Origin of the sequence: Labilibaculum filiforme (assembly GCF_002843315.1) — a bacterium.
Lineage (GTDB): Bacteria > Bacteroidota > Bacteroidia > Bacteroidales > Marinifilaceae > Labilibaculum > Labilibaculum filiforme.
Window position 1 is genome coordinate 1 of record NZ_MVDD01000026.1, and the last position, 24618, is coordinate 24618.

The following is a 24618-nucleotide window of genomic DNA, read 5'->3' on the forward strand; positions in this document are numbered from 1 at the left end:
AATGCAAAACTGAAAGCATTCAGAGCATCACTTAGAGGGGTGAGGGATATTAACTTCTTCCTTTTTAGAGTCGCTAAAATATATGCTTAAAAAATCTTACTCCACCTGATATTCGAATTGATCCAAATATATGCTTAAAAAATCTTACTCCACCTGATATTTGAATTGATCCAAACATTGTTGTGGATTATAGAGAATACAAAATATCAAAAAAACATTTAAATCAAAAAAGCCTCCGAATCAAAAGAATCGGAGGCTTTCTGTTTTATTTTGGCGGTCTGGACGAGACTCGAACTCGCGACCCCATGCGTGACAGGCATGTATTCTAACCAACTGAACTACCAAACCAAAATTTCACGATCTGTTTATTTTAAGAGAACAAATCAAAACTCTTTATTTTGGCGGTCTGAATGACTTGAATTCGTCCCGATTCTCGGGATGACAGGCATGTATTCTAACCAACTGAACTACCAAACCAAAATTTCACGATCTGTTTATTTAAGAGAACAAATCAAAACTCTTTATTTTGGCGGTCTGAACGTGACTTGAATTCGTCCCGATTCTCGGGATGACAGGCATGTATTCTAACCAACTGAACTGCCAAACCAAAATATATTTAAATTTCCAAAAAGGAAATTACAAATCAAAAATAGTGCAAAGAACTTTTTCTTTTAGCGGTCTGGACGAGACTCGAACTCGCGACCCCATGCGTGACAGGCATGTATTCTAACCAACTGAACTACCAAACCTTTTTTTGATTGCGATGCAAAGATAATGCAAGTTTTCTTACTTGCAATATCTGCATGCAATTTTTTTGTTTGCAATTCTTCTTTATAGTAGTAAAATAGCGGTTTTGAGCTTGTTACGCTTGTGAAAAAAATGCTTTTTTTTTACAAAGATCTATTCTGATTCTTGTATCGTCTTAAAGAAGCTGAAATTTACACTTCCATAAACTCTTTTTTCAGTAAAATTTGGATGAGCAGAAAAATCATTGCTAGCACCGTGCTCAACAATTAAAAGACCATCCTCTGTGAGTAACTCTTTTTCGAAAACTAAATCTGGAATTGTTACCAAAGATTTCATGTCGAAAGGAGGATCGGCAAATATTAAATCAAATTTTTGAGGGAAATTCCGAAGAAACCTGAATACATCTGATTTGATGACTTGAATTTGTTCAAATTTTAAATCTTTCACGGTTTTTTGAATAAAGGAAAAATGGTTGTGATTCTTTTCCACACACATTACCTTTTCTGCCCCTCTGGAGGCAAATTCGTAACTAATACCTCCTGTACCACCAAAAAGATCTAAAACGCTTAAATCTTCAAAATCTATAAAGTTATTTAAAACATTAAAAAGGTTTTCTTTGGCAAAATCAGTTGTTGGTCGAGCCTTAAAATTTTTATCCGGAGATATTCTTCTTCCCTTATGGGTTCCACTTACTATTCGCACCTAGATAAATTTAAAAGATTAATAAATTGATTGTACTCCTGATGTGGAATACTTTTGTTTATTCTAAACTCCGATGGAAGTAATTTTACCTCAACCTGACCTAGGTATTTTTTTAGTAGCAGAATTACCTGACTGTCTTCTTGTACAAGTCCATCAATAATTAACTTACTACGCTCATTATTTAACTTTTGCTGTTTAAAGATATTGAGAATGTAGTAGGCTAAATCGGAACTTGCACTATACGAAAACGTATTTATGAAATGTTTCCCGTTTCGATCCGGGATAATTACATGAAAAAAGTTATTCTGAATGTTGAGAAAAACTTGTGGGTGATTCTCAGCAATTTTTTGATTCAAAGCTTCTTTGTAAAAAGGGAAACAATGATGATATAGTATACTGTTTTTGAAATGAGATTGTATAAACTCATTTATGTTGTTTGGAAAAGAAAATACAATCCAAGCTTTTAATTCAGTAATCTCATTCCACTGCAAACAATCACTCTTATCAAGATGATGAGATAATTGAAAACTCTCGTAAGCAAAGTCCTCCGAGAAAAATTCCGAGGGAATAAGTAATGCTTTATCCGAAATCCAAACTAGCGAAACATCCTTAAAATCTAAATTTAAGAGTTCGTTGTTTCGAACAATTTCGATAAATGAATTTATCGGATTATTGTCGCTATTTGTTTTGAAAGGAATGAATTGATTTAACGCAATACACTTTAAATGTGAGTTGAGTATAGAAAAAGAAAATCCATCCAGGCTTACCTGGATGGATAGGGTATATTCTTTTGTTTTGTTTTTATCAAATGACGTATCAACAAATACAAGGTCGTTCATGTAGAATTTTATATTTATTCCCAGTTACCAGCGTTATTGTTTGCTTCTTCAAGAGAACCAACCATTAAACCAGGATATTTATTTAAACGAATACGGTTTCCATTTTCTTCAAGAATTTCTTCACGATATTCTTCCATAATATCACCAAAAATATCTGTGTTAGAAACACTTGCTTCAAAAACTTGAACTTTTACATTCGATCCGGTAACAAAAACGCCAGCACCTAATTTAAATTGTGCTTTCCCTTGTGTAAACGGTACAAAACGTAAATTCTCAATTGGGTATTTTTTACCAAAAACAGTATCGAGAGCCGAAATCATAATTGTATCACGAGTTATCAAACCTTTGTTTACAGCTTCTTTTTCAGTCATACCTGCTTCTACTTGCTCATCAGTAAGAGAACCGATAGATTTAATTAAGGGCATAGAGTCAGTTTTGATAAAGCTAATTAAAGTATCAAAACTTCCGGTATATTTACCATTAACATCTTTGTAAGCACCTTCGGCTTTACGGATATCTTTCAACTGTTCAATAATTCTATCGTATCTTTGATTTTTAATTTTACCAAATTTAATTGGTTTCATAATACTTTGGTAGCTTAAATAAGCAAGTGCAACAATAGCTATAGCAAGTAAGATTTGAAAGACTTTTTTCATTTTTATTCTTATTAGTTTGTAAGTTTGTCTGCAAATTTAAAAAAAAAATCTATTTGAGTATTTTTCTAGCCATTAAAATTATCAGAAATGTTAAAAAATCATATTGCCTTACTTATAACGGAAAGTATGAACTTCGATCCAACAGAAGATCAGCACAAGGCAATTCATGGTTTAGCAGATTATGTAACGGATAATGAAAGGGATGGAATTTTTTTGTTAAAAGGCTACGCTGGTACAGGGAAAACTACTTTAGTGAGTGCTTTAGTGGCTGTTTTAGATAAAATGAAGATCAATTCGGTTTTATTAGCACCAACAGGTCGTGCGGCTAAGGTGCTTTCTCATTATTCAAATAAATCGGCCTATACAATTCATAAAAAAATCTATCGGCAAAAGTCGTTAACAGATGATTTAGGGATTTTTAATTTGGATCGAAACCTGAGTAGTAATACAGTTTTTTTGGTCGATGAGGCTTCAATGATTTCTAATTATTCATCCGAGGCATCGGTTTTTGGTTCGGGAAGGTTATTGGATGATTTAATGCAATATGTTTTTTCTGGGAAAAATTGCCGGTTGATTTTGATTGGGGATACGGCTCAGTTGCCACCAATAGGTTTGGATATAAGTCCAGCACTTGATCCTCAGGAACTAGAATCGTGCTATAATCTTCCAGTGAAAGAGGTGATATTAACACAGGTTGTGCGTCAGGATCAGGAATCGGGTATTTTAATAAATGCGACTAACTTACGTGGTATGATTGCTGATGAACGTAGCGGGTATCCGGTTTTAAGTACAGAGAATTATCCAGATATAAAGAGGATAGGTGGTGCAGAATTAATTGAAGAAATATCGAATGCACATTATCAATCAGGTTTGGAGGAAACAATTGTAATTAGTCGATCGAATAAAAGAGCAAATAAATTCAATCAGGGAATTCGAAATACTGTTTTGTACCGCGAAGAAGAAATTTCGGCGGGCGATTATTTAATGGTAGTGAAGAATAATTATTTTTGGGCACAGGATATCAAAGAAATGGATTTTATTGCGAATGGAGATATTGTTGAAATTGTTCGGATACATAAGCATGTAGAAATGTATGGTTTTCGTTATGCCGAAGTTACTATTCGTTTTCCCGATTACAAGGATGTGGAATTGGATACCATGATCATGTTGGATACTCTTGATATCGAAACGGCATCTCTTGGATATGAAGAAAATAAAAAATTATTTTTTACAATTGCTGAGGATTATGCGGATATTCGATCTAAGAAAAAGCGTTACGAAAAAGTTAGAGATAATAAGTTCTTTAATGCTTTACAAGTAAAATTTTCATACGCAGTTACTTGTCATAAAGCTCAAGGGGGACAGTGGAAAACTGTATTTGTGGATCAAGGATACTTAACCGATGAATTATTGACAGCAGAATATTACCGTTGGCTTTATACAGCGGTAACACGTGCTACTGAAAAATTGTTTCTTGTGAATTTTAAAAAGGAATTCTTTCCTAATGAGAATGAGATTTAAAGCTCGATTCCAATAATTAGAATGTCGTCGGTTTGCTCATTGTTTTCTTTCCAACTCTCAAACCAATTAAAAATATCTGATTTTTGAAGGTTAATGGATTTGGATTGAATGGTTAATAGCTTTTCGTAAAACTGTTTCTTTTTAAGTGTTTTAAGTTGTTGCCCGCCTAATTGATCCGTGATACCATCTGTGTATAGAAAAATTCGGTCGCCCGCTTTTGTTTCTATTTTTTTTGATGTAAATTCTGCAAACTCAGATTCTTTACAAATTGAATTTCGGTCGCCTTGAATTTCGAATAGAGAATATTCGTTATTTTTATCTTTGGCTTCAATGCTTTCATTGTTACATCTAAGGGGATCGGTAGTTTTTCTGAGCAAAACAAGAGCTCTTTTTGCGCCAACAAATTCTAAAATTTGTTCTTGTGGGTAAATAGAGCAAAATAATCCATCCATTCCATCGTATTGTGTATAGGTATCGCTGGATGTGTTTAGAACTCGACTGAACTTTTGACTCAGTAAAGGGAAGAGATGTTCTGCATTAATCTCGTTTTCATTCTGCGAAAGAGTATGCAATTCCATTTGTCCCATAATGGTTAGCATTGCAGCTGGTACACCGTGACCAGTACAATCAAATAAACCAATGTTTTTTTTCTGATAGTTTTGCTGAATCCAATAAAAATCGCCACTCACAACATGCTTTGGGAGATTGATGATAAAGGATTTAGAAAACAATCTTCTAAAGTTCTCAGCATCAGGAAGAATAGATCTTTGAATTCTACCTGCATGAATCATACCTTGATGAATATCGTAGTAGGACTTATATTTAGAAATTTCTTGTTTTTGTTCATTGATTTGAAAGGCAATCAATACTTTGGTTTGCAGTTCTGTAAAATCAATTGGCTTTTTAACGTAATCCTGAGCTCCTAAGCTTAATGTTGCTTTTATGGATTCCATCTCGGTCTTGGCCGAAACCATAATCACAGGAATTTCTTTTAACCTTTCATTGGATTGGATTTTCTCAAGAACCTCAACTCCATCCATTACCGGCATCATAATGTCGAGAAGGATAACATCAGGAATGTTATCGTTTAGCCAATCGAGAGCTTGCTGACCACCTTCTTTCGAAACGACAATATAATCGCGTCTGAAATACGCTTCAATTAATTTATTGTTAATTGGAGAGTCGTCAACAGATAGAATGGTTCTTTTAATTTCCATAGTAAGTAAAAAAGTATAGGGTAGCATAAAGCTACCCTAAAAATATTAGTTTAATTCCAAAGAGCTAATAATTCCTTTAATTTTTTTATTAGCCTTCTCTTCAGTAGCGTAAAAATCCTTAATAGAAGCAAGGTTTTCGCGCACTTCGAAATAATATTTAATTTTTGGTTCGGTTCCCGACGGACGAACAGAAATCTTAGTTCCATCTTCTAAATAAAACTGAAGAACATCGGCTGTTGTCTCAAAATCCAAAGCTGTTTCTTCCCCGGTTACAGGGTTGATAGCTATTCTGGTTGAATAATCTTTCACCAAAACTAATGTAGAACCATTAATTGTTTTCGGACGATTGAAGCGATAGTCGTGCATTAATTTTTCAATTTGTTGCGCACCTTCTAAGCCTTCACGAACAATATAAATCATTTTTTCTTTCGAGTAACCATACTCTACGTAGATATCTTTAAGGATATCAAATACATTTTTTCCTTGGTCTTTTGCCCAAGCAGCAATCTCTGCCATAATACTACAAGAAGATACTGCATCTTTATCGCGGGTAAAATCACCTGGCATATAACCAAAGGATTCTTCACCACCTCCAATGTAATTTTTGTCCGGGTTTTTTCGGATTACATCAGCAATCCATTTAAAACCGGTGTAAGCATCGAAACATTGTACGTTGTTTTGCTCTGCTACATCTTTAAAAAGTTCTGTTGTAACAATGGTTTTTACCACATAATCGTTACCGGTTAATAAACCAAGTTCTTTTCTTCTTTTAATAAGATAGTAGTTGAAAATAAGAGCCGTTTGATTTCCGTTTACAATTTCCCACTCGCCTTTATCATTTGTAGCAGCAATACCCAAACGGTCACCGTCCGGATCGCAAGCCATTACTAAATCAGCATTTACTTCTTTAGCCTTGTCAATAGCCATTTTAAGTGCTTCTGGCTCTTCAGGGTTTGCCGACCATACTGTAGGGAAGTTACCATCCACAACATCTTGTTCGGGAATATGAATTACATTTTCGAATCCATAATTTTTTAGAGACGCAGGAACTAGTCTTACTGTTGTTCCGTGTAAAGGAGTAAAAACAATTTTAAGATCCTTTTGGTTTTTTATTGCTTCAGGAGAAAGACTTAATGTTTTTACTGTGTCCAGATAAAGTTTGTCCATGTCTGCACCAAGTACTTCAATTAATGCCGGATTTCCTTCGAATTTAATTTCTTCTAGTTTTACAGCCTTCACCTCCGAAATTACATTCTTATCATGAGGAATAACCAACTGGGAACCATCTTCCCAATAAGCTTTATACCCATTGTATTCTTTTGGATTGTGAGATGCCGTAATTATAACTCCAGATTGACATCCGAGCTGACGAATGGCAAAAGACATTTCAGGTGTAGGTCTTAAGTCTTCAAAAATATAAGCCTTAATACCATTTGCCGAAAAAATATTAGCAACAGTATCTGAGTATAATTTGCTGTTGTTACGGCAATCATAACCAATACAAACAGATAGATTGTCTTGTCCTGCAAATACTTTATTAATGTAGTTTGCTAATCCTTGGGTAGCTGCCCCAACAGTATAAATATTCATTCTGTTTGTGCCTGGACCCATTTTGCCACGTAATCCTCCGGTTCCAAATTCAAGATCTTTATAAAATGAATCTATAAGATCGGTTTTATCTTCTTTTTCTAATAATGATTTTACAGCATTTTTAGTTTCCTGATCGTATTTTCCGTCAAGCCAGGATTTGGCTTTTTCATTTACTATCTCAAAAATCTCAGTTTTGTTCATCTTCGACACAATTTCTTTTTGGTTAACTATTCTGTTATTCTTTTAATACAATGTTTAATTCTGCTCCTCCAATGTGGTATTTCAAGCGTAAAAATATGTTTAATTTTCGATTTATTCAAAACACTATAGTGTGGTCTTTTTGCAAGGCATTGAAAATCTTTGCTTTCGATGCAGTTAATTTTGCATCGATTTTTTGATGTGTTTTGTATTTCAGTGGCGAAATCGTACCAACTACAAACGCCTTCATTAGAATAATGGTAGGTTCCAAAATTATTAAAAAGACTGTTCTCGCTAATAATCTGCATGATATGGAGAATTGTAGAGGCTAAATCGTATGCGTAGGTTGGTGTTCCAACTTGATCTCCCACAACATCTAAAGAAGCTTTTTCTTTCCCCAAACGAAGCATGGTTTTCAAAAAATTTTTACCAAAAGGAGAGTAGAGCCACGAAGTACGAATAATGATGTGTTGTTGGCAAATGTTTCGTACGTATTCTTCTCCTTCAAATTTGGTATTGCCATAAACTCCCATTGGTTTAGCTTTTTGATCCTCAGCGTAAGGAGTCGAATTGTCACCCGAAAATACATAGTCGGTTGAGATGTGTATTAAGGTGATGTTATTTTGGGAAGCTACTGTAGCTAAGTTTTTTACAGCATCAGCATTTATTATTTTAGCTAGCTCTTTATTTTCTTCCGCCTGATCAACATTTGTGTAAGCGGCACAATTAATAATGTAGGAGATATTTTTGTTCTTGATGTAATCCTTTATTGCATTCAAGGAGCAAATGTCTAACTCTTCAATATCAGTAAAGAAAAATTGAAATTGATTATATTTTACGGATAGTTCATTTATTTCAGAACCTAATTGTCCTTTTGAACCTGTAATAAGGATGTTTGTCATTTTTTTTATTTGCTGTATTTAAAATTCTTTTCAGCTTCTTTAAAATTCGGATATACTTTATCTTTTGGCGAAATGATTGCCTTTTCAGGTTCTATTCTCCAATTGATATTTAGAAAAGGATCGTTAAAACTAATTCCTCTTTCTGCTTCTGGATTATAAAAGTTGTCGCATTTATAAATAAAAGTTGCCGACTCGCTTAATACAGAGAACCCATGTGCAAAGCCTTTTGGAATTAAAAACTGAATTTTATTATCGGCAGATAGTTCAATTCCACTCCATTGCCCATAGGTTGGGGAACCTTCTCTTAAATCTACAGCAACATCATAAACTTTTCCTTCTATTACACGAACTAGTTTTGTTTGCGAGTAGGGTGCCAGCTGATAATGAAGTCCTCTTATCACACCATATCCTGATTTGGATTCGTTATCCTGAACAAATGAAAGGTTTAAGTTTTTCTGATTAAAAATTTCTTCGTTATAACTCTCGAAAAAATAACCCCTCTCGTCTTCAAAAACTTTTGGTTTGATAATTAATAGGTCTGGAATTTTTGTTTTTATGATTTCCATGTTTAATTACATTGCTTTTTAATCGTTTCATTAGCTACCATGATCAAATATTCGCCATATTGATTCTTGAGTAAAGGTTGCGCTAATTCAATTAATTGTTCTTTGCTGATGAATCCATTTCTGTAGGCAATTTCTTCTAAACAGGCTACTTTTAAGCCTTGTCTTTGTTCTATGGTTGCAATATAATTGGATGCTTGAAGCATGCTGTCGTGTGTTCCCGTATCAAGCCAGGCAATTCCTCTACCCAAAACTTGTAATTTAAGTTTTTCTTCTTTTAGGTAGAGTAGGTTTAAATCTGTTATTTCGAGTTCTCCTCTTTTCGAAGGTTTTAGCGATTTTGCTTTTTCAATAACGGTATTGTCGTAGAAGTAAAGACCGGTAACCGCATAATTCGATTTTGGTTTTTCTGGTTTTTCTTCCAAACTTTTAACTTTTCCATTCTCATCAAAATCTGCAACGCCATATCTTTGTGGATCATTAACATGGTATCCAAAAACTAATGCGCCTTCGGTTAATTTTGCTGATGTTGTTAGTTGCTTGCCAAATTCATATCCATAGTATAAATTGTCGCCTAGTATCATGCACACCGGACTATCTCCTATGAATTCTTCCCCAATAATAAATGCTTGTGCCAAACCATCAGGAGAAGGTTGTTCTGCATAGGTAATAGTAAGACCAAATTGATTTCCATCTTCCAAAAGATCCTTGTAAAGGTGAATGTCTTTTGGTGTTGAAATGATTAAGATCTCCTTTATTCCTGCAAGCATTAAAACAGAAAGTGGGTAGTATATCATCGGTTTGTCGTAAACAGGGATGATTTGTTTCGAAATGCTTTTAGTGATCGGATAAAGTCTTGTTCCCGAACCTCCTGCCAATATAATTCCTTTCATTTAGTGTGTTGCTTGGTTTGATAATAAGTTATCAAAATACGAAATAGTTCGAAGTAAACCTTCATTTAACTGAATTTTTGGCTCCCAATTGTTTAATTCCTTCTTTGCAAGACTAATGTTCGGTTGTCTTTGGGTTGGATCGTCTTTTGGTAAGGGTAAATGAATTAATTTCGAGTTCGAATTGGTTAGTTTAATTACTTTTTTAGCCAATTCTAAAATTGTAAATTCATTTGGGTTGCCAATGTTCACCGGACCAATAAATTCTTTTCTAGAATTCATCATTCGTATCATTCCTTCTACAAGATCATCAACGTATTGAAAACTTCTGGTTTGCAGGCCATCTCCAAAAAGGGTGATATCTTCGCCTTTTAATGCTTGAACAATGAAATTGGATACTACGCGACCATCATTTGGATGCATGTTTGGTCCGTAGGTATTGAAAATACGTACAATTTTTATTGCAACATGGTTTTGCGTGTGATAATCCATAAATAAAGTTTCGGCACAACGTTTTCCTTCATCGTAACAAGACCGAATGCCAATTGGGTTCACATTTCCCCAATAGTCTTCGGTTTGTGGATGTATTTCGGGATCTCCATAAACCTCACTTGTTGATGCTTGAAGGATTCGAGCATTTATTCTTTTAGCTAATCCCAATAAATTTATCGAGCCCATTACCGAAGTTTTAGTGGTCTTAATCGGGTTGTACTGGTAATGCACAGGAGAAGCAGGACAGGCCAAATTGTAAATTTGATCTACTTCAGCATAGTATGGTTCTGTAATATCATGACGAACTAACTCAAAGTAAGGATTGTCCATTAAATGAGCAATATTTTTTTTTGAGCCAGTAAAATAGTTATCCAAACAGATAATGTCATTGCCTTCTTTAAGTAACCTCTCGCAAAGATGCGAGCCAATAAATCCGGCGCCTCCGGTAATCAAAATTCGTTTCATATGTTTTTCCTTTTAAACTTTGGTCATATGGAACTTACCATATAATCATCCTATCTTTTTGACTAGAAGTTGCAGTTTGGCATTCTTCATAGTTTAATTTTTCAGGTAAAATTTTTTACTCAATTGTTTCTTTTTTTATAATCTCTCGGCCAATAGAATAATAGGTATAACCCAATTCTTTCATTTCATGGAGATCATATATATTTCTTCCATCGAAAATTAAATTTTCCTTCATTAATTTCTCCATCACCTTAAAGTTAGGAAGTCTAAATTCCGACCATTCTGTCACTATAAGTAGTGCGTCTGCATCAATTAAAGCTTCGTATTGGTCTTTTGCATAGCCAATAGTATCGCCTATTTTTCGCTGACATTCTTTTGTGGCAACAGGATCATATGCTGTTACTTCTGCTCCTTCGTTTAATAATTTACTGATGAGAACAAGGGATGGAGCCTCTCTCATATCATCGGTATTGGGTTTGAATGATAAGCCCCAAATTGCAATTTTTTTACCTTTTAAATTTCCATCAAAATGTGCCATCATTTTTTTATAAAGCACGCTTTTTTGGCGGTTGTTTACCAATTCAACCGATTTTAATATTTCAAGAGGATGTCCTTTTTGTTCGGCAGTTTTAATTAATGCCTGAACATCTTTTGGAAAGCAGGATCCTCCATATCCAGTGCCTGGATAAATGAATTTATTTCCAATTCGACTGTCCGATCCAATTCCTCGGCGAACGTTATTTACATCGGCGCCTACAATCTCGCAAAGATTTGCGATATCGTTCATAAATGAGATTTTTGTTGCTAGCATTGAATTGGCTGCATATTTTGTCATTTCTGCAGAAGGAATATCCATGAAGATTACTGGATGATTATTCATTAGGAATGGTTTGTATAGTTTGGTCATTACTGCTTGAGCTCTTTCCGATTCAGTTCCAATAACAACTCTGTCTGGTTTCAAAAAATCGTCAATTGCAGCTCCTTCTTTTAAAAATTCCGGATTCGAAGCAACATCAAATTGAATGTCTGAATTTCGATTGTCAAGTTCTTCTTTAATTGTGGCTTTAACTCTTTTTGCTGTTCCAATTGGTACGGTACTTTTTGTAACAATTACAAGGTAGTGATCAATATATCGTCCAATTTCTTTTGCTACCTCAATTACGTATCGAAGGTCTGCGCTTCCATCTTCATCAGGTGGCGTACCAACAGCAATAAAAACGGCATCGGCACCTGAGATGTTGTCTTTTAGGTTGTTCGAGAAAAATAATCGCCCTTTTTCCATATTACGTTTCACCATTGGTTCTAGTCCGGGTTCGTAAATTGGAATAATTCCCTTATTTAAATTGTCTATTTTAGTCTGATCTACATCAACGCAAGTAACAGTAATACCTGTTTCTGCAAAGCAGGTTCCGGATACTAAGCCTACATAACCGGTACCAACAATTGTAATGTTCATTTCGTTCGTTTTAGAGTTTTATTTAAATGGAGTGAATTATGATGTAAATAAAGCGAAATTAATTCACTAATAAAATGATTTTACTGGCTGTTTTTACTGCTTTGCAGATCTTACATTCCCAAAAAGCATGCTTAAAAAAGAGAAGGGATGCTAATTTGTTAGCATCCCCATTATAATTGTCTTTTCAAGGTTTTAAGTTCGGTTTAATTCGCTTTTTTCACATATTTGGTTAGAATTACAATTTGTTGACCTTCTACACGACCTTCAATATGTTCTGCGTTATCTGCTACCAATGAAATGTTGCGAACTGCAGTTCCACGTTTGGCGGTAAAACCACCACCTTTTACGTTTAAGTCTTTAATCAAAGTCACTGTATCTCCGGTTTGTAGTTGGGCTCCGTTGCTATCGATGTGTTTCACCGCATCTTCGTCGCTATCACCTTCGCCTGTGGCTTTCGCCCATTCCAAAGTCTCTTCGTCAAGATATAACATATCCAATAAATCCTGAGGCCATCCTTCCGAACGTAATCGGTTCAGCATGCGCCAAGCCATCACCTGAACTGCAGGTACAGTACTCCACATGCTATCGTTTAAGCATCGCCAATGGTTGGCATCTACTAGCTCTGGATTTTCAATTTGAGCATGACAGGTTGCACAAACCAATATATTTTTATCTGTGGTTCCATTTGTGGGAGCTACTTCGTATGCTTTTAAATCTTCGGTTGCGCCACATAATTCACAAAGTGAGCCACTTCTGCTGTGTAATTCTTTTTCGATACTCATTTTTTTATTTTTTTTACTTATGTAGATTAATCAAGAGTTTCCCCCGTTGGGGATTTGTATTTGAAGGGTGCAAAGTTAAACGAGTTTATTTAAAATGTAAATGCTACGATAAAATTGTTTTTACATCATTAGGGTTTAAGAAATTTAAAATATGATTTTATTTTGATGTATTTACTGAAAAAATAGCCGTAACTTATTAGTTCTTCGGAATAATTGTATACTTTTGCACCGATTTTTATATATAATGTCTAATTTATTAGTAAAAAGTAATTTAACAAATGATTGAAGAAAACAAAAAAGTAGACAATTCTGCTCCAGATGCAGAATTTGATTGGGATGCATTCACAAGCGACGAAGGATTCGCAGGTGGAAACAGAACAGATTTAGAAGCAATGTATGATAAAACTTTATCTACAATTTCTGAAAAAGAAGTAATTGATGGTACAGTTATTTCAATGAACAAAAGAGAAGTTGTAATCAATATTGGTTACAAATCTGACGGTATTATCAGCTTAAACGAATTCAGATATAATGCTGAATTAACAATTGGTGATACAGTTGAAGTTTATGTTGAAAATCAAGAAGACAAAAAAGGACAATTAGTTCTTTCACACAAAAAAGCTCGTGCATTACGTTCATGGGATCGTGTGAATGCTGCTCTTGAAAAAGACGAAATTATTAAAGGTTACATCAAATGTCGTACTAAAGGTGGTATGATCGTTGACGTATTTGGAATCGAGGCTTTCTTGCCAGGATCTCAGATTGATGTTAAGCCTATCCGCGACTACGATGTATTCGTTGGAAAAACTATGGAATTCAAAGTTGTGAAAATCAACCACGAATTTAAAAATGTTGTTGTATCTCATAAAGCTCTTATTGAAGCTGAATTGGAACAACAAAAGAAAGAAATTATCGCTAAGCTTGAAAAAGGTCAGGTTCTTGAAGGAACAGTTAAAAACATCACTTCTTATGGTGTATTTATTGACTTAGGTGGAGTAGATGGTTTGATCCATATTACTGACCTATCATGGGGTAGAGTAACTCACCCAAGCGAGATCGTTGAATTAGATCAGAAATTAAACGTTGTTATCCTTGATTTTGACGATGATAAAAAACGTATTGCTCTTGGTCTTAAGCAATTAACTCCTCATCCATGGGATGCTCTTGATGCTGAAATGAAGGTTGGCGACAATGTAAAAGGTAGAGTTGTTGTTATGGCTGATTATGGTGCATTTGTTGAGATCGCTACTGGTGTAGAAGGATTAATTCACGTATCAGAAATGTCTTGGTCACAACACTTGAGATCTGCTCAAGATTTCATGAAAGTTGGAGACGAGGTAGAAGCTCAGATTTTAACTTTGGATCGCGACGAGAGAAAAATGTCTCTTGGTATCAAGCAATTGAAACAAGATCCTTGGGAAGGTATTGAAGCTAAATATGCAGTTAACTCTAAGCACACTGCTAAGGTTCGCAACTTCACTAATTTTGGTGTTTTTGTTGAAATCGAAGAAGGTGTTGACGGTTTAATTCACATCTCAGACCTATCTTGGACTAAGAAAGTGAAGCATCCAGCCGAATTTACTACTATCGGTGCTGAAATTGAAGTTGTTGTTCTAGAAATAGATAAAGACAACAGAAGATTAAGTTTAGGACACAAACAATTGGAAGAAAATCCATGGGATGTATTCGAAACAATCTTTACAACAGATTCAGTTCACGAAGGTACTATCGTTGAAATTTTCGAAAAAGGTGCAGTAATTGCTCTTCCTTACGGAGTAGAAGGATTTGCAACTCCTCGTCACTTAGTGAAAGAAGATGGATCTCAAGCTAAAGTTGAAGAAAAATTAACTTTTAAAGTTATTGAATTCTCAAAAGCAGCGAAAAGAATTATCCTTTCTCACTCAAGAACTTTCGAAGATGACAAGAAAGCTGATGAGACTGCGAAGAAAAAAGAAGTAGCAAAAATCGCTAAAAAAGGCGTTAAAAAAGTGAAAGATTCACTAGAAAAGACTACCTTAGGTGATATATCAGAATTAGCTGCTTTGAAATCGCAAATGGAAAATGACGAAGTTGGCGAGAAATAATTAAAAATTAAGTAATTATGGATTTCAAGATTGACAAGAAAGATGGTTATACCCTTGTACAGGTATTGAAAGACAAGTTGGATACTCATATTGCTCCTGCTTTAAAATCAGAATTGGTTTTAATTTCTGGAAATGGTGAGAAGAGTATACTCTTAGATTTAACGCCTTGTACATATTGTGATTCATCTGGTCTTAGTGCAATTCTTGTAGCCAATAGGTTGTGTAAAAATGCTAATGGAACATTTGTTCTTCATGGCTTGCAGCCTGCTGTTGAAAGATTAGTTTCAATTTCTCAGTTGGATTCAGTTCTAAATATTTCTTATAATATGGACGATGCTATTTCAACCATGAAAGGTCAAATCGAGTTAAACAAATAGTTTAGTGAAATTTGAAGTAACAATTTTAGGTAGCAACTCTGCTTTACCAACCACCAAAAGATTCCCAACCGCTCAAGTGCTCAATGTGCTTGAGCGGTTTTTTTTAATAGATTGTGGAGAGGGGACACAAATACAAATGAAGCGGTTCAGACTTCCTATGAGTCGAATTAACCATGTACTGATCTCACATATGCATGGTGATCATATCTTCGGATTAATAGGTTTGCTTTCTACATTTGCACTTCAGGGACGAAAGTCCGACCTTCATATTTACGGGCATAGTAAATTGGAAAAATTGATTCGTTTTCAATTAGAACTACTAGAAACGAAATTGGATTATGAGATTTTTTATCATACCATATTTGGAACAAACATTCAAACCTTGTTTGAAGACGATTCGTTAATTGTTCAGTCGTTTCCGTTGAAACATGGAGCAATGCCATGTGCTGGATTTTTGTTTAAAGAAAAGGAGCGACTTCGAACTCTAAAATCGGATATGCTTAGCTTTTACAATATTCCTATTAAAAATAGACATGGAATTAAGCAAGGAGACGATTTTATTTGTGATGATGGAGAGGTAATTCCAAATGATAAATTAACAAAAGATGCTCCTAAGGTAAGAAGTTATGCTTTTTGTACCGATACTGCTTACTTGCCTAAAATTGTACCAATAATAGCAGGGGTAGATTTGTTGTATCATGAGGCAACATTTTTAAAAACAGAAGAAAAAAGGGCGAAGAAGACTTATCACTCTACAGCAGAGCAAGCTGGGAAAATAGCAGCGGAGGCTAAGGTGAAAAAATTACTAATTGGTCATTTCTCTGCTCGATTTGATGATTTGAAAGAGCATCTGGAAGAAGCAAAAAATATTTTCCCAAATACTGCACTTGCCGAAGATGGAAAAATATTTTCAGTAGAACTTGATCGGGATTAATTATCTTCAATCAAGTTTTTTTTTACTTTAGCAGTTCATAAAATTTAAAACATATACACAAATGAAACGATTAGTAGTTATTGGCCTGTCAGTTGTCTTTTGCTCTTCGGCAATAGGACAACAAAAGCAGGATAAATCGAAATTTCAGGAGTACGAACCTGGTTACTATCAAAATTCTATTCTGAAAGATATTCGTAATGTTGATGAGCAATTGAAAAGTGAAGAGGTGGATAAAAAATTCTTTATGGATCAAAGCTCATACGAATTGCCAAATAAAGTAGCATTGTATAAAAATAATACCGAATGGGCACAACCAACTTTATCGCAAGGAAATACAGGTACTTGTTGGTGTTTTTCAACAACCTCTTTTTATGAGTCGGAAGTGTATCGTTTGCACAAAAAAGAAGTGAAAATTTCGGAGTTGTATACTGTTTATTGGGAGTATGTAGAAAAAGCCCGTCGTTTTATTCAAGAAAGAGGAAATTCTCATTTTGAAGAAGGTGCCGAAGGTAATTCTGTTGCCCGTATGTGGAAAGAATATGGAGCTTGTCCTGAAAGTGAGTTTACTGGCTTGTTAAATGGTCGTAAATTTCATACTCATGCTAAAATGTATCAGGAAATGATGGACTTTTTGAATGGATTAAAACAGAGCAATGCTTGGAATGAAGAAGAAGCTTTGGCTACTATCAAATCTATCATGAATCATTATTTAGGTACCCCTCCAACTAAATTTGCTGTTGAAGGAAAAGAGTATACTCCTAAGTCTTATCTTTCTGATTACTTGAAATTGGATATGGATAGTTACGTAGAAATTTTATCGTATAAACAAGAGCCTTATTGGACACAAGTAGAATATAAAGTACCAGATAACTGGTGGCATTCTAAAGAGTATTATAACGTTCCTTTGGACGATTATATGAATGCAGTAAAAAAAGCAGTTCGAAATGGTTACACAATGAGTATTGGAGGTGATGTTTCTGAGGCAGGTTTCCTAAGAACAACAAACTGCGCAATGGTACCTTCTTTCGATATTCCTTCTGCTTACATTAATGAAGATGCTCGTCAGTTTCGTTTTTCTAACGGTTCTACTACCGATGATCATGGGATGCATTTGGTAGGTTATTATGTAGGTAAAGACGGTAAAGATTGGTATCTGATTAAAGATTCAAGTTCTGGATCAAGAAACATTGATGAAAATTCGGAGGAATTTGGTTACTATTTCTTCCATGAAGATTTTGTGAAACTAAAAATGATGGGATTCACAATTCATAAAGATGCAGTAAAAGATCTTCTGAAAAAATTTAATTAAATTTGCAACCCCCTAAGCTATTCTTAGGGGGTTTATTATTTACATATGGAAAGGTCGGATTTAATTTCTATTCTTGGCTTTGTTGCCGCTTTTTGCACAACAGTATCTTTTGTTCCGCAAGCTTTGCGTGTTATTAAAACAAAACAGACAAAGGATTTGTCACTGGTAATGTACTCCATGTTTAATGTTGGAATAACGTTGTGGTTAGTTTATGGAGTTTTGATTCTTGCATGGCCAATTATTATTGCAAATATGATTACTCTTGGATTAACCTTAACTATTTTGGCTTTAAAGATAAAGTACAAATAGATTATTACTGATTTGTTTTTTTGCTTTATGCTATTCAAATATTGTAGCTAGTGAGAACAAAATTTGTATATCTTTGTACGCCAAATAGGATTACTGAACAACCCCTCAATTTATAGATTTTTATGCAGGAAAAAATTCTGATTTTAGATTTTGGCTCACAATATACACAGCTGATTGCCAGACGAGTACGTGAATTAAACGTTTATTGTGAAATTCATCCTTACAACAATCCTCCTGTTATCGACGATTCGATTAAAGGAGTAATTCTTTCGGGAAGTCCATTTTCTGTTCGCGATGAAAAGGCTCCAATTCCAAATTTATCTGAAATAAAAGGCAAGCTTCCACTTTTAGGTGTTTGTTATGGTGCGCAACATTTGGCACATTGTTTTGGTGGTGAGGTGATGGCGTCGAATAAGCGAGAATATGGCCGTGCAAACCTTACTTCGGTAGATGCAAACTGTGAGTTATTGAAAGGTATTAGCTTAAATTCACAGGTATGGATGTCGCATGGTGATACCATCGAAAGCATGCCTTCAAATTATAAAGTTACAGCTTCTACCAACGATGTGGAAAATGCTGCGTTTGCAATTGAAGGTGAAACAACCTACGGTATTCAATTTCATCCTGAAGTGTATCATACCACTGAAGGAAGCATTCTATTGAAAAATTTTATTGTTGATATTTGCAACTGTCATCAGAATTGGACTCCAGATGCATTCGTTGAAACAACAGTTGCTGAACTAAAAGAGAAGCTTGGTGATGATAGAGTGATTCTTGGTTTGTCAGGAGGAGTTGATTCAACTGTTGCTGCCATGTTGGTGCACAAAGCAATTGGCAAAAATTTGTACTGTATTTTTGTTGATAATGGTTTGTTGCGAAAGAATGAATTTACGGAGGTATTAAAAAAATACGAAACTTTAGGTTTGAATGTGATTGGGGTGGACGCAAAAGAGAAATTTATTTCTGCTTTAGCCGGTGTAACCGATCCTGAAACCAAGCGTAAAATTATAGGTAACGCTTTTGTGGAGGTTTTTGATGAAGAATCTCACAAAGTGGAAAACGCCAAATGGTTAGGACAAGGAACTATTTATCCAGATGTTATTGAGTCGGTATCCGTAACTGGTGGTCCATCTCAAACCATTAAGTCGCACCACAATGTTGGTGGTTTACCGGATTATATGAAACTAAAAGTGGTTGAACCTTTAAAATTACTTTTTAAAGATGAAGTTCGTCGCGTTGGTCGTAGTATGGGATTGGAAGATAAATTTATTAGTCGTCATCCTTTTCCTGGACCTGGTTTAGGTATTCGTATTTTAGGTGATATTACTGCTGAGAAAGTTCAAATTCTTCAGGAGGTAGATCATATCTTTATATCAGGATTGTTAGAAGATGGTTTATATGATGAAGTTTGGCAGGCTGGAGTAATGTTACTTCCAGTACAGTCTGTAGGAGTGATGGGAGACGAGAGAACATATGAAAGTGTAGTTGCTCTTCGTGCAGTTGGATCTACCGATGGAATGACAGCTGATTGGTCTCATTTGCCTTACGAATTTCTTGCGAAAATTTCGAATAAGATCATTAATAATGTGAAAGGTGTGAATAGAGTTGTTTATGATATTAGTTCAAAACCACCAGCAACAATAGAGTGGGAATAGTTAATTTAGTATTTATTGCAACAAAAAAGCATAAAGCAATATCTTCCATGAAGGTATTGCTTTTTTGTTAGAAGCTTATTTAGCGTTTAAATTGATTTAGATTGGCAAGATAAAACTGTCGGGCAGTTTCAATATCAGCAATTAATTGCTTTAATTTTTGAATGGATAATTTTTGCTCATTCTCTAAAATATGCTTTTCTAATTCAATTATGGTAGATCTTGCTTCCTCCATAGAGAAGTTTGCCAATACTCCTTTCAATTTGTGAGCGGCATCTTTAGCAAGTTTAAAATCTCCATTCATTAAAGGGGTTTGGATATCATTTATTCTGGAATCCCGAATTTCAAAAAACTTTTCGATAACCGTTTGTATAAATTCTCGATTGTTGTCAACTCGTACAAAGAGATCTTTAAAATTAATAATAGCCACTTTTTTATCTCCTCTCTTTTCTTCTTTTGGAAGTTCTATTAGTTTCAATATTAGCGATTTTAAGTTGAGCGTATCGGGAAAGAATAGTAGTTTTTTCTCTTTGCAAATTTGTTCTTCGTCCAAATTGGTGGTAATAATTAGAAGCTTATTTTTTTTTGGAGCAGTATTTGCGTAGTAGTTTTTTACAGATTCTGCCGATTGATTTAATTCAATAGCAGTTTGATCATCTAACTGAAATTTTGTAATAATTAAATCAAAATTATCTTGGATGATCAATTCAATTGCTTCCTTTCCGGTTTTGCAATTCGTAAAACTTATTTGAGTCATCGAATCAAAGTTCAATGATTTATGAAAACCAATAAGAAGTATGTGCGGTTTATGTTTCATGTTTGTATTTTACAATACCTGTATTTCTTATAAAAATTGTATCTTTCGGAGACTTCTTGAATAAGAAATCAATTTGCGCAAAATTTATTAAAAAGCATAATTTATATGAGTAGTAAGAAATTATTTTTGAGGAACGTGGTTTCTATTTGTTTAGTTGGCCTGTTTATATATGTCGGGGAACTTAAGGCTCAATCAGTAAAGAATCAAGCCATAAAGTATCAAAATTTATTGGCATTAATAGATGCCTTTTATGTCGATACAGTTAGTTTAGAGCGCTTAACAGAGGATGCCATTGTGAAAGTGTTGGCCGAATTAGATCCACATTCTGTTTATATAAGCAAAGATGAAATTCAGGAAATGAATGAACCATTGCAAGGAAGTTTTAGTGGAATAGGAATTCAATTTAATATTTTAAGAGATACACTAATGGTTGTTGCTACTATTCCAGGTGGTCCATCAGAAAAGGTTGGTCTTCGTGCTGGCGATCGAATTTTAAAAATAGATCAGGAAAATGTTGCAGCTATCGGTTTGAAAAACAACGATGTTCGAAAAAGTTTACGTGGCGATAAAGGGACAATTGTAAGCTTAGTGGTGAAAAGAAAAAGAGAAAAAGAATTAATCGATTTTGTAATAACAAGAGACAATATTCCAATTTATAGTTTAGATGCCTCTTACATGATTAACGACGAGATTGGCTACATTAAACTAAATCGTTTTGCAGCAACCACATCAGACGAATTTTTAGAAGCTTTAATTAAATTGAAAGCGGAGAATATGAAGGATATGATTCTCGACCTAAGAGGGAACGGTGGAGGATATATGCAAGCTGCAATTGAGATTGTTGATCAATTATTTAAAGCGGAGCAATTGATTGTGTATACGCAGGGACTTACAAATCCGCGAAGGGAAAATATATCTACTGCCAAAGGCATTTTTAAAGAAGGAAAAGTAGTTGTTCTTCTTGATGAGGGAGCTGCATCGGCATCGGAAATTGTTGCAGGTGCAATTCAGGATTGGGACAGAGGATTAATTTTGGGACGCAGATCGTTTGGAAAAGGCCTAGTGCAACGTCAATTTCCACTGTCGGATGGATCTATGATTCGTTTAACTACTGCGCATTACTATACTCCAACAGGAAGATGCATTCAGAAACCATATGAAAAAGGATTAGAAGATTACCATTTGGATATATTAAACCGATATAAATCGGGTGAAATGATAAGTGCGGATAGCATTCATTTTCCAGATTCGTTAAAGTACAATACTTTGGTGAAAAATAGAATTGTTTACGGTGGAGGAGGTATTATGCCGGATATTTTTATTCCTATTGATACAACAGCTAATTTTAAATATTTCAATTTATTAGTTCGAAAAAATGTAGTTTATCCATTTGTTGTAAATTATATGGATCGTAATTTAAAAAAATTGAGAAGTAAATATACTAAGTTTGAAGATTTTGAAAAAGACTTTGAAGTTAGCGAAGAGATGTTACAAGAAATTGTTGCAATGGGAGAAAAAGAAGGGATTAAGAAGAATGAAGAAGATTATTTAGCGGTAGTTGATGATCTAAAACTTCATGTAAAGGCATTACTTGCGAGAGATTTGTGGGAGAGTTCGGAATATTATAAGGTCGTAAATAAGAATAACGATTTTATTTTGAAGGCCGTTGAAGTATTGAGTAAACCTAAGCTTTATCACAAAGAATTGGATAACGAATAAGTAATTATAGCAAGCCGAAAGTTAAACTTTCGGCTTTTTTTGGTAATAATCTTTCCAAAAATCTATGTTTTTAAGTGCTAAAGATTAATTTTGTAGCCGAAATGCGGATCGAAAGCTTTGGTTTTTGAAATGAATAAGGAAATTCTTTTTCTTGTAACCGTTATTTGAAATAATTAAAAGACATTTAAAAAGATCGTTTTGAAGACAGACTCGGAAAAATTCAGATTAATTGCAAAAACCTTTCATGGTTTAGAGGAAGTATTGTTTCACGAATTGGAACAATTAGGTGCAGAAGAGATAAGAATCTTAAAGAGAGCTGTAAGCTTTGTTGGAGATAAAAGTATGATTTATAAAGCGAATCTTCATTTAAGAACAGCAACCCGAGTTATAAAACCGATCCATAAATTTACTGCAAAGGACACCGACGAGCTATACAATGGTATTAAGGAGATAGATTGGAGCGAATATATCAGTCATCGCGATACAATTGCTATTGATAGTACCGTAAGTTCGGAAGATTTCAAGCATTCTAAGTTTGTTACTTATCGTGTAAAAGATGCCATAGTTGATCAATTTTTTGATAAGATTGGTGATCGTCCAAATGTTCGCGTAGTTAATCCAAGCCTAAGAATTAATATTCACATTGATAAAAATACTTGTACTGTCTCTTTGGATAGTTCTGGAGAATCTTTGCACAAAAGAGGTTATCGTGTTGCAGAAACAGCAGCTCCTTTGAATGAAGTTATGGCTGCAGGTATGATTCTGTTATCTGATTGGGATAAAAAGATGAATTTTATTGACCCAATGTGTGGTTCTGGTACGCTTTTAATCGAAGCGGCTCTTATTGCATATAATATTCCTCCAGGATTGTATCGTAAAGAATTTGCGTTCCAAAAATGGAAAGGATATGATGAGGAAATGTGGGAAGATATTTATAATGAGGAAACCGAAGTTGATTTTGATGGGAAAATATTAGGTTCTGATATTTCCGATAAAGCAATGGAGATTGCGGAAGCAAATATACGTAATGCAGGTTTGCGCAGAAAAATTGATTTAAAAATTACACCTTTTCAACAATTTGTACCTCCAACTGAGAAAGGTATAATGATTACGAATCCACCTTACGGAGAAAGATTGAAGATAAAAGATTTGGAAGGATTGTATTCGATGATTGGAGAGCGTTTAAAGCACAATTTTGCAGGCTATGACGCTTGGATATTGAGTTACTCTGAAGAATGCTTTCACAGTATTGGATTGCGTCCTTCTCGTAAAATTACTCTATTCAATGGTCCTTTGGAATGTAAATTTCAAAAGTATTCTATGTTTGATGGAAAAAAGAGCGATAAGTATAAAAAGAATTAATATTGAAAATTGATTCTAGATCTATATCAGCTCACTGATATTTTATTATATTTGTCTAACGAGTAACAATAATTATATTATTTATGAACTTTAATTTAAACCAGTGGTATTCCGAAAAGATAGATGAAGATGCTATATTCGACTATATGGGGAGAATTGAAGACGAGGATGTTACGAATATTTTGGAGTCGATTGAGCAAATATTGCAAGATAGAAATGAATCACCGAAACTATTTAAGAAAATATTTAACGTATTGGTAGAATTAGTTCAGAATTTGCATCATCATGGTGAGGTTCCTTCCGATTTCGATGTTTCTTATGAAAAATTTGGTGTTTTAATTCTACGAGATGAAGGAACTCAATATCGAATTTGTGCGGGGAATTTTATTAAAGTAGATGGATTAAGACTCATTCGAGACAGAATTGATCAAATTAATACTTTATCCTCGACCGAAACTCAAAGTTTGTATCGAATCATTTTAGGAAACGACCAATTTTCCGAAAAAGGTGGTGGTGGTTTAGGAATGGTTGATATCGCAAGAAAGAGTGGCAATAATATGGAGTATCAGTTTTTCGAATATAATCCTAATTTTTTGTTTCTCGCTATAGATGTAATTATTTAATAACAATCAAAAATAGATTTTCATGAATTCACTTATTATAGAAGGTAGCCCAAAAACACCAAATATTAATTTTGATGGAAATGAAGGGTCTTTTTTAATTTCCGGACGATCGATTCCAGAGAATTCCTTAGATTTTTACAAGCCAATTATTGAGTGGCTTGACGCATATATTAGTGAACCAAAGGAAACTACAACAGTAAATATTAGACTGGAATATTTTAACACAAGTTCTTCAAAGTGTTTGTTAGACGTGTTTAAGAAGCTAGAAGTTATATTTAAACGTGGACAAAAGGTTGGAATTAATTGGTATTATGAAGCGGATGATGAGGATATGCTAGAAGCAGGAGAGGATTATCAGTCTATTATAAAGATTCCATTTACCATGATAGAAGAGGAAGAATAAGACATTATT

The 24618-nt window shown here is 34.4% G+C and carries 23 protein-coding genes and 2 tRNA genes; 11 read left to right on the forward strand and 14 right to left on the reverse strand.

Annotated elements, in window-relative coordinates; translation table 11 throughout:
* Positions 1–271: 271 nt before the first annotated feature.
* The 5 genes from BZG02_RS19290 to BZG02_RS19310 form a co-directional block, all read right to left on the reverse strand.
* Positions 272–348: transfer RNA gene (locus tag BZG02_RS19290), tRNA-Asp, on the reverse strand.
* 327 nt (positions 349–675) lie between these two features.
* Positions 676–749 (reverse strand) — tRNA-Asp (locus tag BZG02_RS19295).
* Between the two features lie 151 nt (positions 750–900).
* Positions 901–1449, reverse strand: coding sequence for an RsmD family RNA methyltransferase (locus BZG02_RS19300; protein ID WP_101263389.1), 549 nt, complete (start codon positions 1447–1449; stop codon positions 901–903).
* Positions 1440–2288, reverse strand: coding sequence for a DUF3822 family protein (locus BZG02_RS19305; RefSeq protein ID WP_101263390.1), 849 nt, complete (start codon positions 2286–2288; stop codon positions 1440–1442). Before BZG02_RS19305 ends, BZG02_RS19300 begins: the two co-directional genes overlap by 10 nt.
* A gap of 14 nt (positions 2289–2302) precedes the next feature.
* The gene (locus BZG02_RS19310) at positions 2303–2944 is read right to left on the reverse strand and encodes a hypothetical protein (protein ID WP_101263391.1); all 642 of its coding nucleotides are present in this window, start codon (positions 2942–2944) and stop codon (positions 2303–2305) included.
* 87 nt (positions 2945–3031) lie between these two features.
* Between BZG02_RS19310 and BZG02_RS19315 the strand changes: the two genes are divergently transcribed.
* Positions 3032–4465 carry an ATP-dependent DNA helicase gene (locus BZG02_RS19315; RefSeq protein ID WP_101263392.1) on the forward strand — a complete coding sequence of 478 codons (1434 nt, stop codon included), beginning with the start codon at positions 3032–3034 and terminating at the stop codon, positions 4463–4465.
* Here BZG02_RS19315 and BZG02_RS19320 read toward each other — a convergent pair.
* From BZG02_RS19320 to BZG02_RS21155, 8 genes are all read right to left on the reverse strand, one after another.
* Positions 4462–5682 (reverse strand): response regulator, encoded by a 1221-nt coding sequence (locus tag BZG02_RS19320; RefSeq protein ID WP_180335791.1) that lies wholly within the window; start codon positions 5680–5682, stop codon positions 4462–4464. The two genes, BZG02_RS19315 and BZG02_RS19320, sit on opposite strands and share 4 nt — an antisense overlap.
* Before the next feature lie 45 nt (positions 5683–5727).
* The gene (locus tag BZG02_RS19325; RefSeq protein WP_101263394.1) at positions 5728–7473 is read right to left on the reverse strand and encodes a phospho-sugar mutase; all 1746 of its coding nucleotides are present in this window, start codon (positions 7471–7473) and stop codon (positions 5728–5730) included.
* A 26-nt stretch (positions 7474–7499) separates the two neighbouring features.
* Positions 7500–8372 carry a dTDP-4-dehydrorhamnose reductase gene (gene rfbD, locus BZG02_RS19330; protein ID WP_101263395.1) on the reverse strand — a complete coding sequence of 291 codons (873 nt, stop codon included), beginning with the start codon at positions 8370–8372 and terminating at the stop codon, positions 7500–7502.
* A 5-nt stretch (positions 8373–8377) separates the two neighbouring features.
* Positions 8378–8938 carry a dTDP-4-dehydrorhamnose 3,5-epimerase gene (rfbC, locus tag BZG02_RS19335; RefSeq protein WP_101263396.1) on the reverse strand — a complete coding sequence of 187 codons (561 nt, stop codon included), beginning with the start codon at positions 8936–8938 and terminating at the stop codon, positions 8378–8380.
* Between the two features lie 2 nt (positions 8939–8940).
* Positions 8941–9828, reverse strand: a complete 888-nt coding sequence (gene rfbA, locus BZG02_RS19340) for a glucose-1-phosphate thymidylyltransferase RfbA (protein WP_101263397.1) — start codon at positions 9826–9828, stop codon at positions 8941–8943.
* On the reverse strand, positions 9829–10782 hold the full coding sequence (locus BZG02_RS19345) for a UDP-glucuronic acid decarboxylase family protein (protein ID WP_101263398.1): 954 nt from the start codon (positions 10780–10782) through the stop codon (positions 9829–9831).
* Between the two features lie 115 nt (positions 10783–10897).
* The gene (locus tag BZG02_RS19350) at positions 10898–12238 is read right to left on the reverse strand and encodes a UDP-glucose dehydrogenase family protein (RefSeq protein ID WP_101263399.1); all 1341 of its coding nucleotides are present in this window, start codon (positions 12236–12238) and stop codon (positions 10898–10900) included.
* 203 nt (positions 12239–12441) lie between these two features.
* On the reverse strand, positions 12442–13020 hold the full coding sequence (locus BZG02_RS21155; RefSeq protein WP_101263400.1) for a PhnA domain-containing protein: 579 nt from the start codon (positions 13018–13020) through the stop codon (positions 12442–12444).
* A gap of 278 nt (positions 13021–13298) precedes the next feature.
* Between BZG02_RS21155 and rpsA the strand changes: the two genes are divergently transcribed.
* The 6 genes from rpsA to guaA all read left to right on the forward strand — a co-directional run bounded on the left by rpsA (position 13299) and on the right by guaA (position 19688).
* Complete coding sequence (gene rpsA / locus BZG02_RS19360) at positions 13299–15104, forward strand: 30S ribosomal protein S1 (RefSeq protein ID WP_101263401.1); 1806 nt, start codon at positions 13299–13301, stop codon at positions 15102–15104.
* 17 nt (positions 15105–15121) lie between these two features.
* Complete coding sequence (locus BZG02_RS19365; RefSeq protein WP_101263402.1) at positions 15122–15481, forward strand: STAS domain-containing protein; 360 nt, start codon at positions 15122–15124, stop codon at positions 15479–15481.
* Positions 15482–15485: 4 nt separating this feature from the next.
* Positions 15486–16415: a ribonuclease Z gene (locus BZG02_RS19370; RefSeq protein WP_101263403.1), complete on the forward strand. Its 930-nt coding sequence runs from the start codon at positions 15486–15488 to the stop codon at positions 16413–16415.
* Positions 16416–16476: 61 nt separating this feature from the next.
* Positions 16477–17724 carry a C1 family peptidase gene (locus BZG02_RS19375; protein WP_101263404.1) on the forward strand — a complete coding sequence of 416 codons (1248 nt, stop codon included), beginning with the start codon at positions 16477–16479 and terminating at the stop codon, positions 17722–17724.
* Positions 17725–17769: 45 nt separating this feature from the next.
* Positions 17770–18033 carry a SemiSWEET transporter gene (locus tag BZG02_RS19380; protein WP_101263405.1) on the forward strand — a complete coding sequence of 88 codons (264 nt, stop codon included), beginning with the start codon at positions 17770–17772 and terminating at the stop codon, positions 18031–18033.
* A gap of 122 nt (positions 18034–18155) precedes the next feature.
* A complete protein-coding gene (gene guaA, locus BZG02_RS19385) occupies positions 18156–19688 on the forward strand; it encodes a glutamine-hydrolyzing GMP synthase (RefSeq protein WP_101263406.1) in 1533 nt (510 codons plus the stop codon).
* A 79-nt stretch (positions 19689–19767) separates the two neighbouring features.
* Here the strand turns inward: guaA and BZG02_RS19390 are convergent, their stop codons facing one another.
* Positions 19768–20502 carry an Hpt domain-containing protein gene (locus BZG02_RS19390; protein ID WP_101263407.1) on the reverse strand — a complete coding sequence of 245 codons (735 nt, stop codon included), beginning with the start codon at positions 20500–20502 and terminating at the stop codon, positions 19768–19770.
* 105 nt (positions 20503–20607) lie between these two features.
* Here BZG02_RS19390 and BZG02_RS19395 point away from each other — a divergent pair, with 105 nt between their 5' ends.
* The 4 genes from BZG02_RS19395 (at position 20608) to BZG02_RS19410 (ending at position 24609) form a co-directional block, all read left to right on the forward strand.
* Positions 20608–22221, forward strand: a complete 1614-nt coding sequence (locus BZG02_RS19395; RefSeq protein WP_101263408.1) for a S41 family peptidase — start codon at positions 20608–20610, stop codon at positions 22219–22221.
* A gap of 198 nt (positions 22222–22419) precedes the next feature.
* Positions 22420–23583 carry a THUMP domain-containing class I SAM-dependent RNA methyltransferase gene (locus BZG02_RS19400; protein WP_101263409.1) on the forward strand — a complete coding sequence of 388 codons (1164 nt, stop codon included), beginning with the start codon at positions 22420–22422 and terminating at the stop codon, positions 23581–23583.
* A gap of 83 nt (positions 23584–23666) precedes the next feature.
* The gene (locus tag BZG02_RS19405; RefSeq protein ID WP_101263410.1) at positions 23667–24206 is read left to right on the forward strand and encodes a SiaB family protein kinase; all 540 of its coding nucleotides are present in this window, start codon (positions 23667–23669) and stop codon (positions 24204–24206) included.
* 22 nt (positions 24207–24228) lie between these two features.
* On the forward strand, positions 24229–24609 hold the full coding sequence (locus BZG02_RS19410) for a DUF1987 domain-containing protein (RefSeq protein ID WP_101263411.1): 381 nt from the start codon (positions 24229–24231) through the stop codon (positions 24607–24609).
* Positions 24610–24618 lie beyond the last annotated feature (9 nt).

What these genes read in the sequence shown, in the direction of transcription:
- BZG02_RS19305 (WP_101263390.1), bottom strand. Translation starts at nt 2,288, where the DNA reads ATGAACGACCTTGTATTTGTTGATACGTCATTTGATAAAAACAAAACA.
- BZG02_RS19310 (WP_101263391.1), bottom strand. Translation starts at nt 2,944, where the DNA reads ATGAAAAAAGTCTTTCAAATCTTACTTGCTATAGCTATTGTTGCACTT.
- BZG02_RS19315 (WP_101263392.1), top strand. Translation starts at nt 3,032, where the DNA reads ATGTTAAAAAATCATATTGCCTTACTTATAACGGAAAGTATGAACTTC.
- BZG02_RS19320 (WP_180335791.1), bottom strand. Translation starts at nt 5,682, where the DNA reads ATGGAAATTAAAAGAACCATTCTATCTGTTGACGACTCTCCAATTAAC.
- BZG02_RS19325 (WP_101263394.1), bottom strand. Translation starts at nt 7,473, where the DNA reads ATGAACAAAACTGAGATTTTTGAGATAGTAAATGAAAAAGCCAAATCC.
- rfbD (WP_101263395.1), bottom strand. Translation starts at nt 8,372, where the DNA reads ATGACAAACATCCTTATTACAGGTTCAAAAGGACAATTAGGTTCTGAA.
- rfbC (WP_101263396.1), bottom strand. Translation starts at nt 8,938, where the DNA reads ATGGAAATCATAAAAACAAAAATTCCAGACCTATTAATTATCAAACCA.
- rfbA (WP_101263397.1), bottom strand. Translation starts at nt 9,828, where the DNA reads ATGAAAGGAATTATATTGGCAGGAGGTTCGGGAACAAGACTTTATCCG.
- BZG02_RS19345 (WP_101263398.1), bottom strand. Translation starts at nt 10,782, where the DNA reads ATGAAACGAATTTTGATTACCGGAGGCGCCGGATTTATTGGCTCGCAT.
- BZG02_RS19350 (WP_101263399.1), bottom strand. Translation starts at nt 12,238, where the DNA reads ATGAACATTACAATTGTTGGTACCGGTTATGTAGGCTTAGTATCCGGA.
- BZG02_RS21155 (WP_101263400.1), bottom strand. Translation starts at nt 13,020, where the DNA reads ATGAGTATCGAAAAAGAATTACACAGCAGAAGTGGCTCACTTTGTGAA.
- rpsA (WP_101263401.1), top strand. Translation starts at nt 13,299, where the DNA reads ATGATTGAAGAAAACAAAAAAGTAGACAATTCTGCTCCAGATGCAGAA.
- BZG02_RS19365 (WP_101263402.1), top strand. Translation starts at nt 15,122, where the DNA reads ATGGATTTCAAGATTGACAAGAAAGATGGTTATACCCTTGTACAGGTA.
- BZG02_RS19375 (WP_101263404.1), top strand. Translation starts at nt 16,477, where the DNA reads ATGAAACGATTAGTAGTTATTGGCCTGTCAGTTGTCTTTTGCTCTTCG.
- BZG02_RS19380 (WP_101263405.1), top strand. Translation starts at nt 17,770, where the DNA reads ATGGAAAGGTCGGATTTAATTTCTATTCTTGGCTTTGTTGCCGCTTTT.
- guaA (WP_101263406.1), top strand. Translation starts at nt 18,156, where the DNA reads ATGCAGGAAAAAATTCTGATTTTAGATTTTGGCTCACAATATACACAG.
- BZG02_RS19390 (WP_101263407.1), bottom strand. Translation starts at nt 20,502, where the DNA reads ATGAAACATAAACCGCACATACTTCTTATTGGTTTTCATAAATCATTG.
- BZG02_RS19395 (WP_101263408.1), top strand. Translation starts at nt 20,608, where the DNA reads ATGAGTAGTAAGAAATTATTTTTGAGGAACGTGGTTTCTATTTGTTTA.
- BZG02_RS19405 (WP_101263410.1), top strand. Translation starts at nt 23,667, where the DNA reads ATGAACTTTAATTTAAACCAGTGGTATTCCGAAAAGATAGATGAAGAT.
- BZG02_RS19410 (WP_101263411.1), top strand. Translation starts at nt 24,229, where the DNA reads ATGAATTCACTTATTATAGAAGGTAGCCCAAAAACACCAAATATTAAT.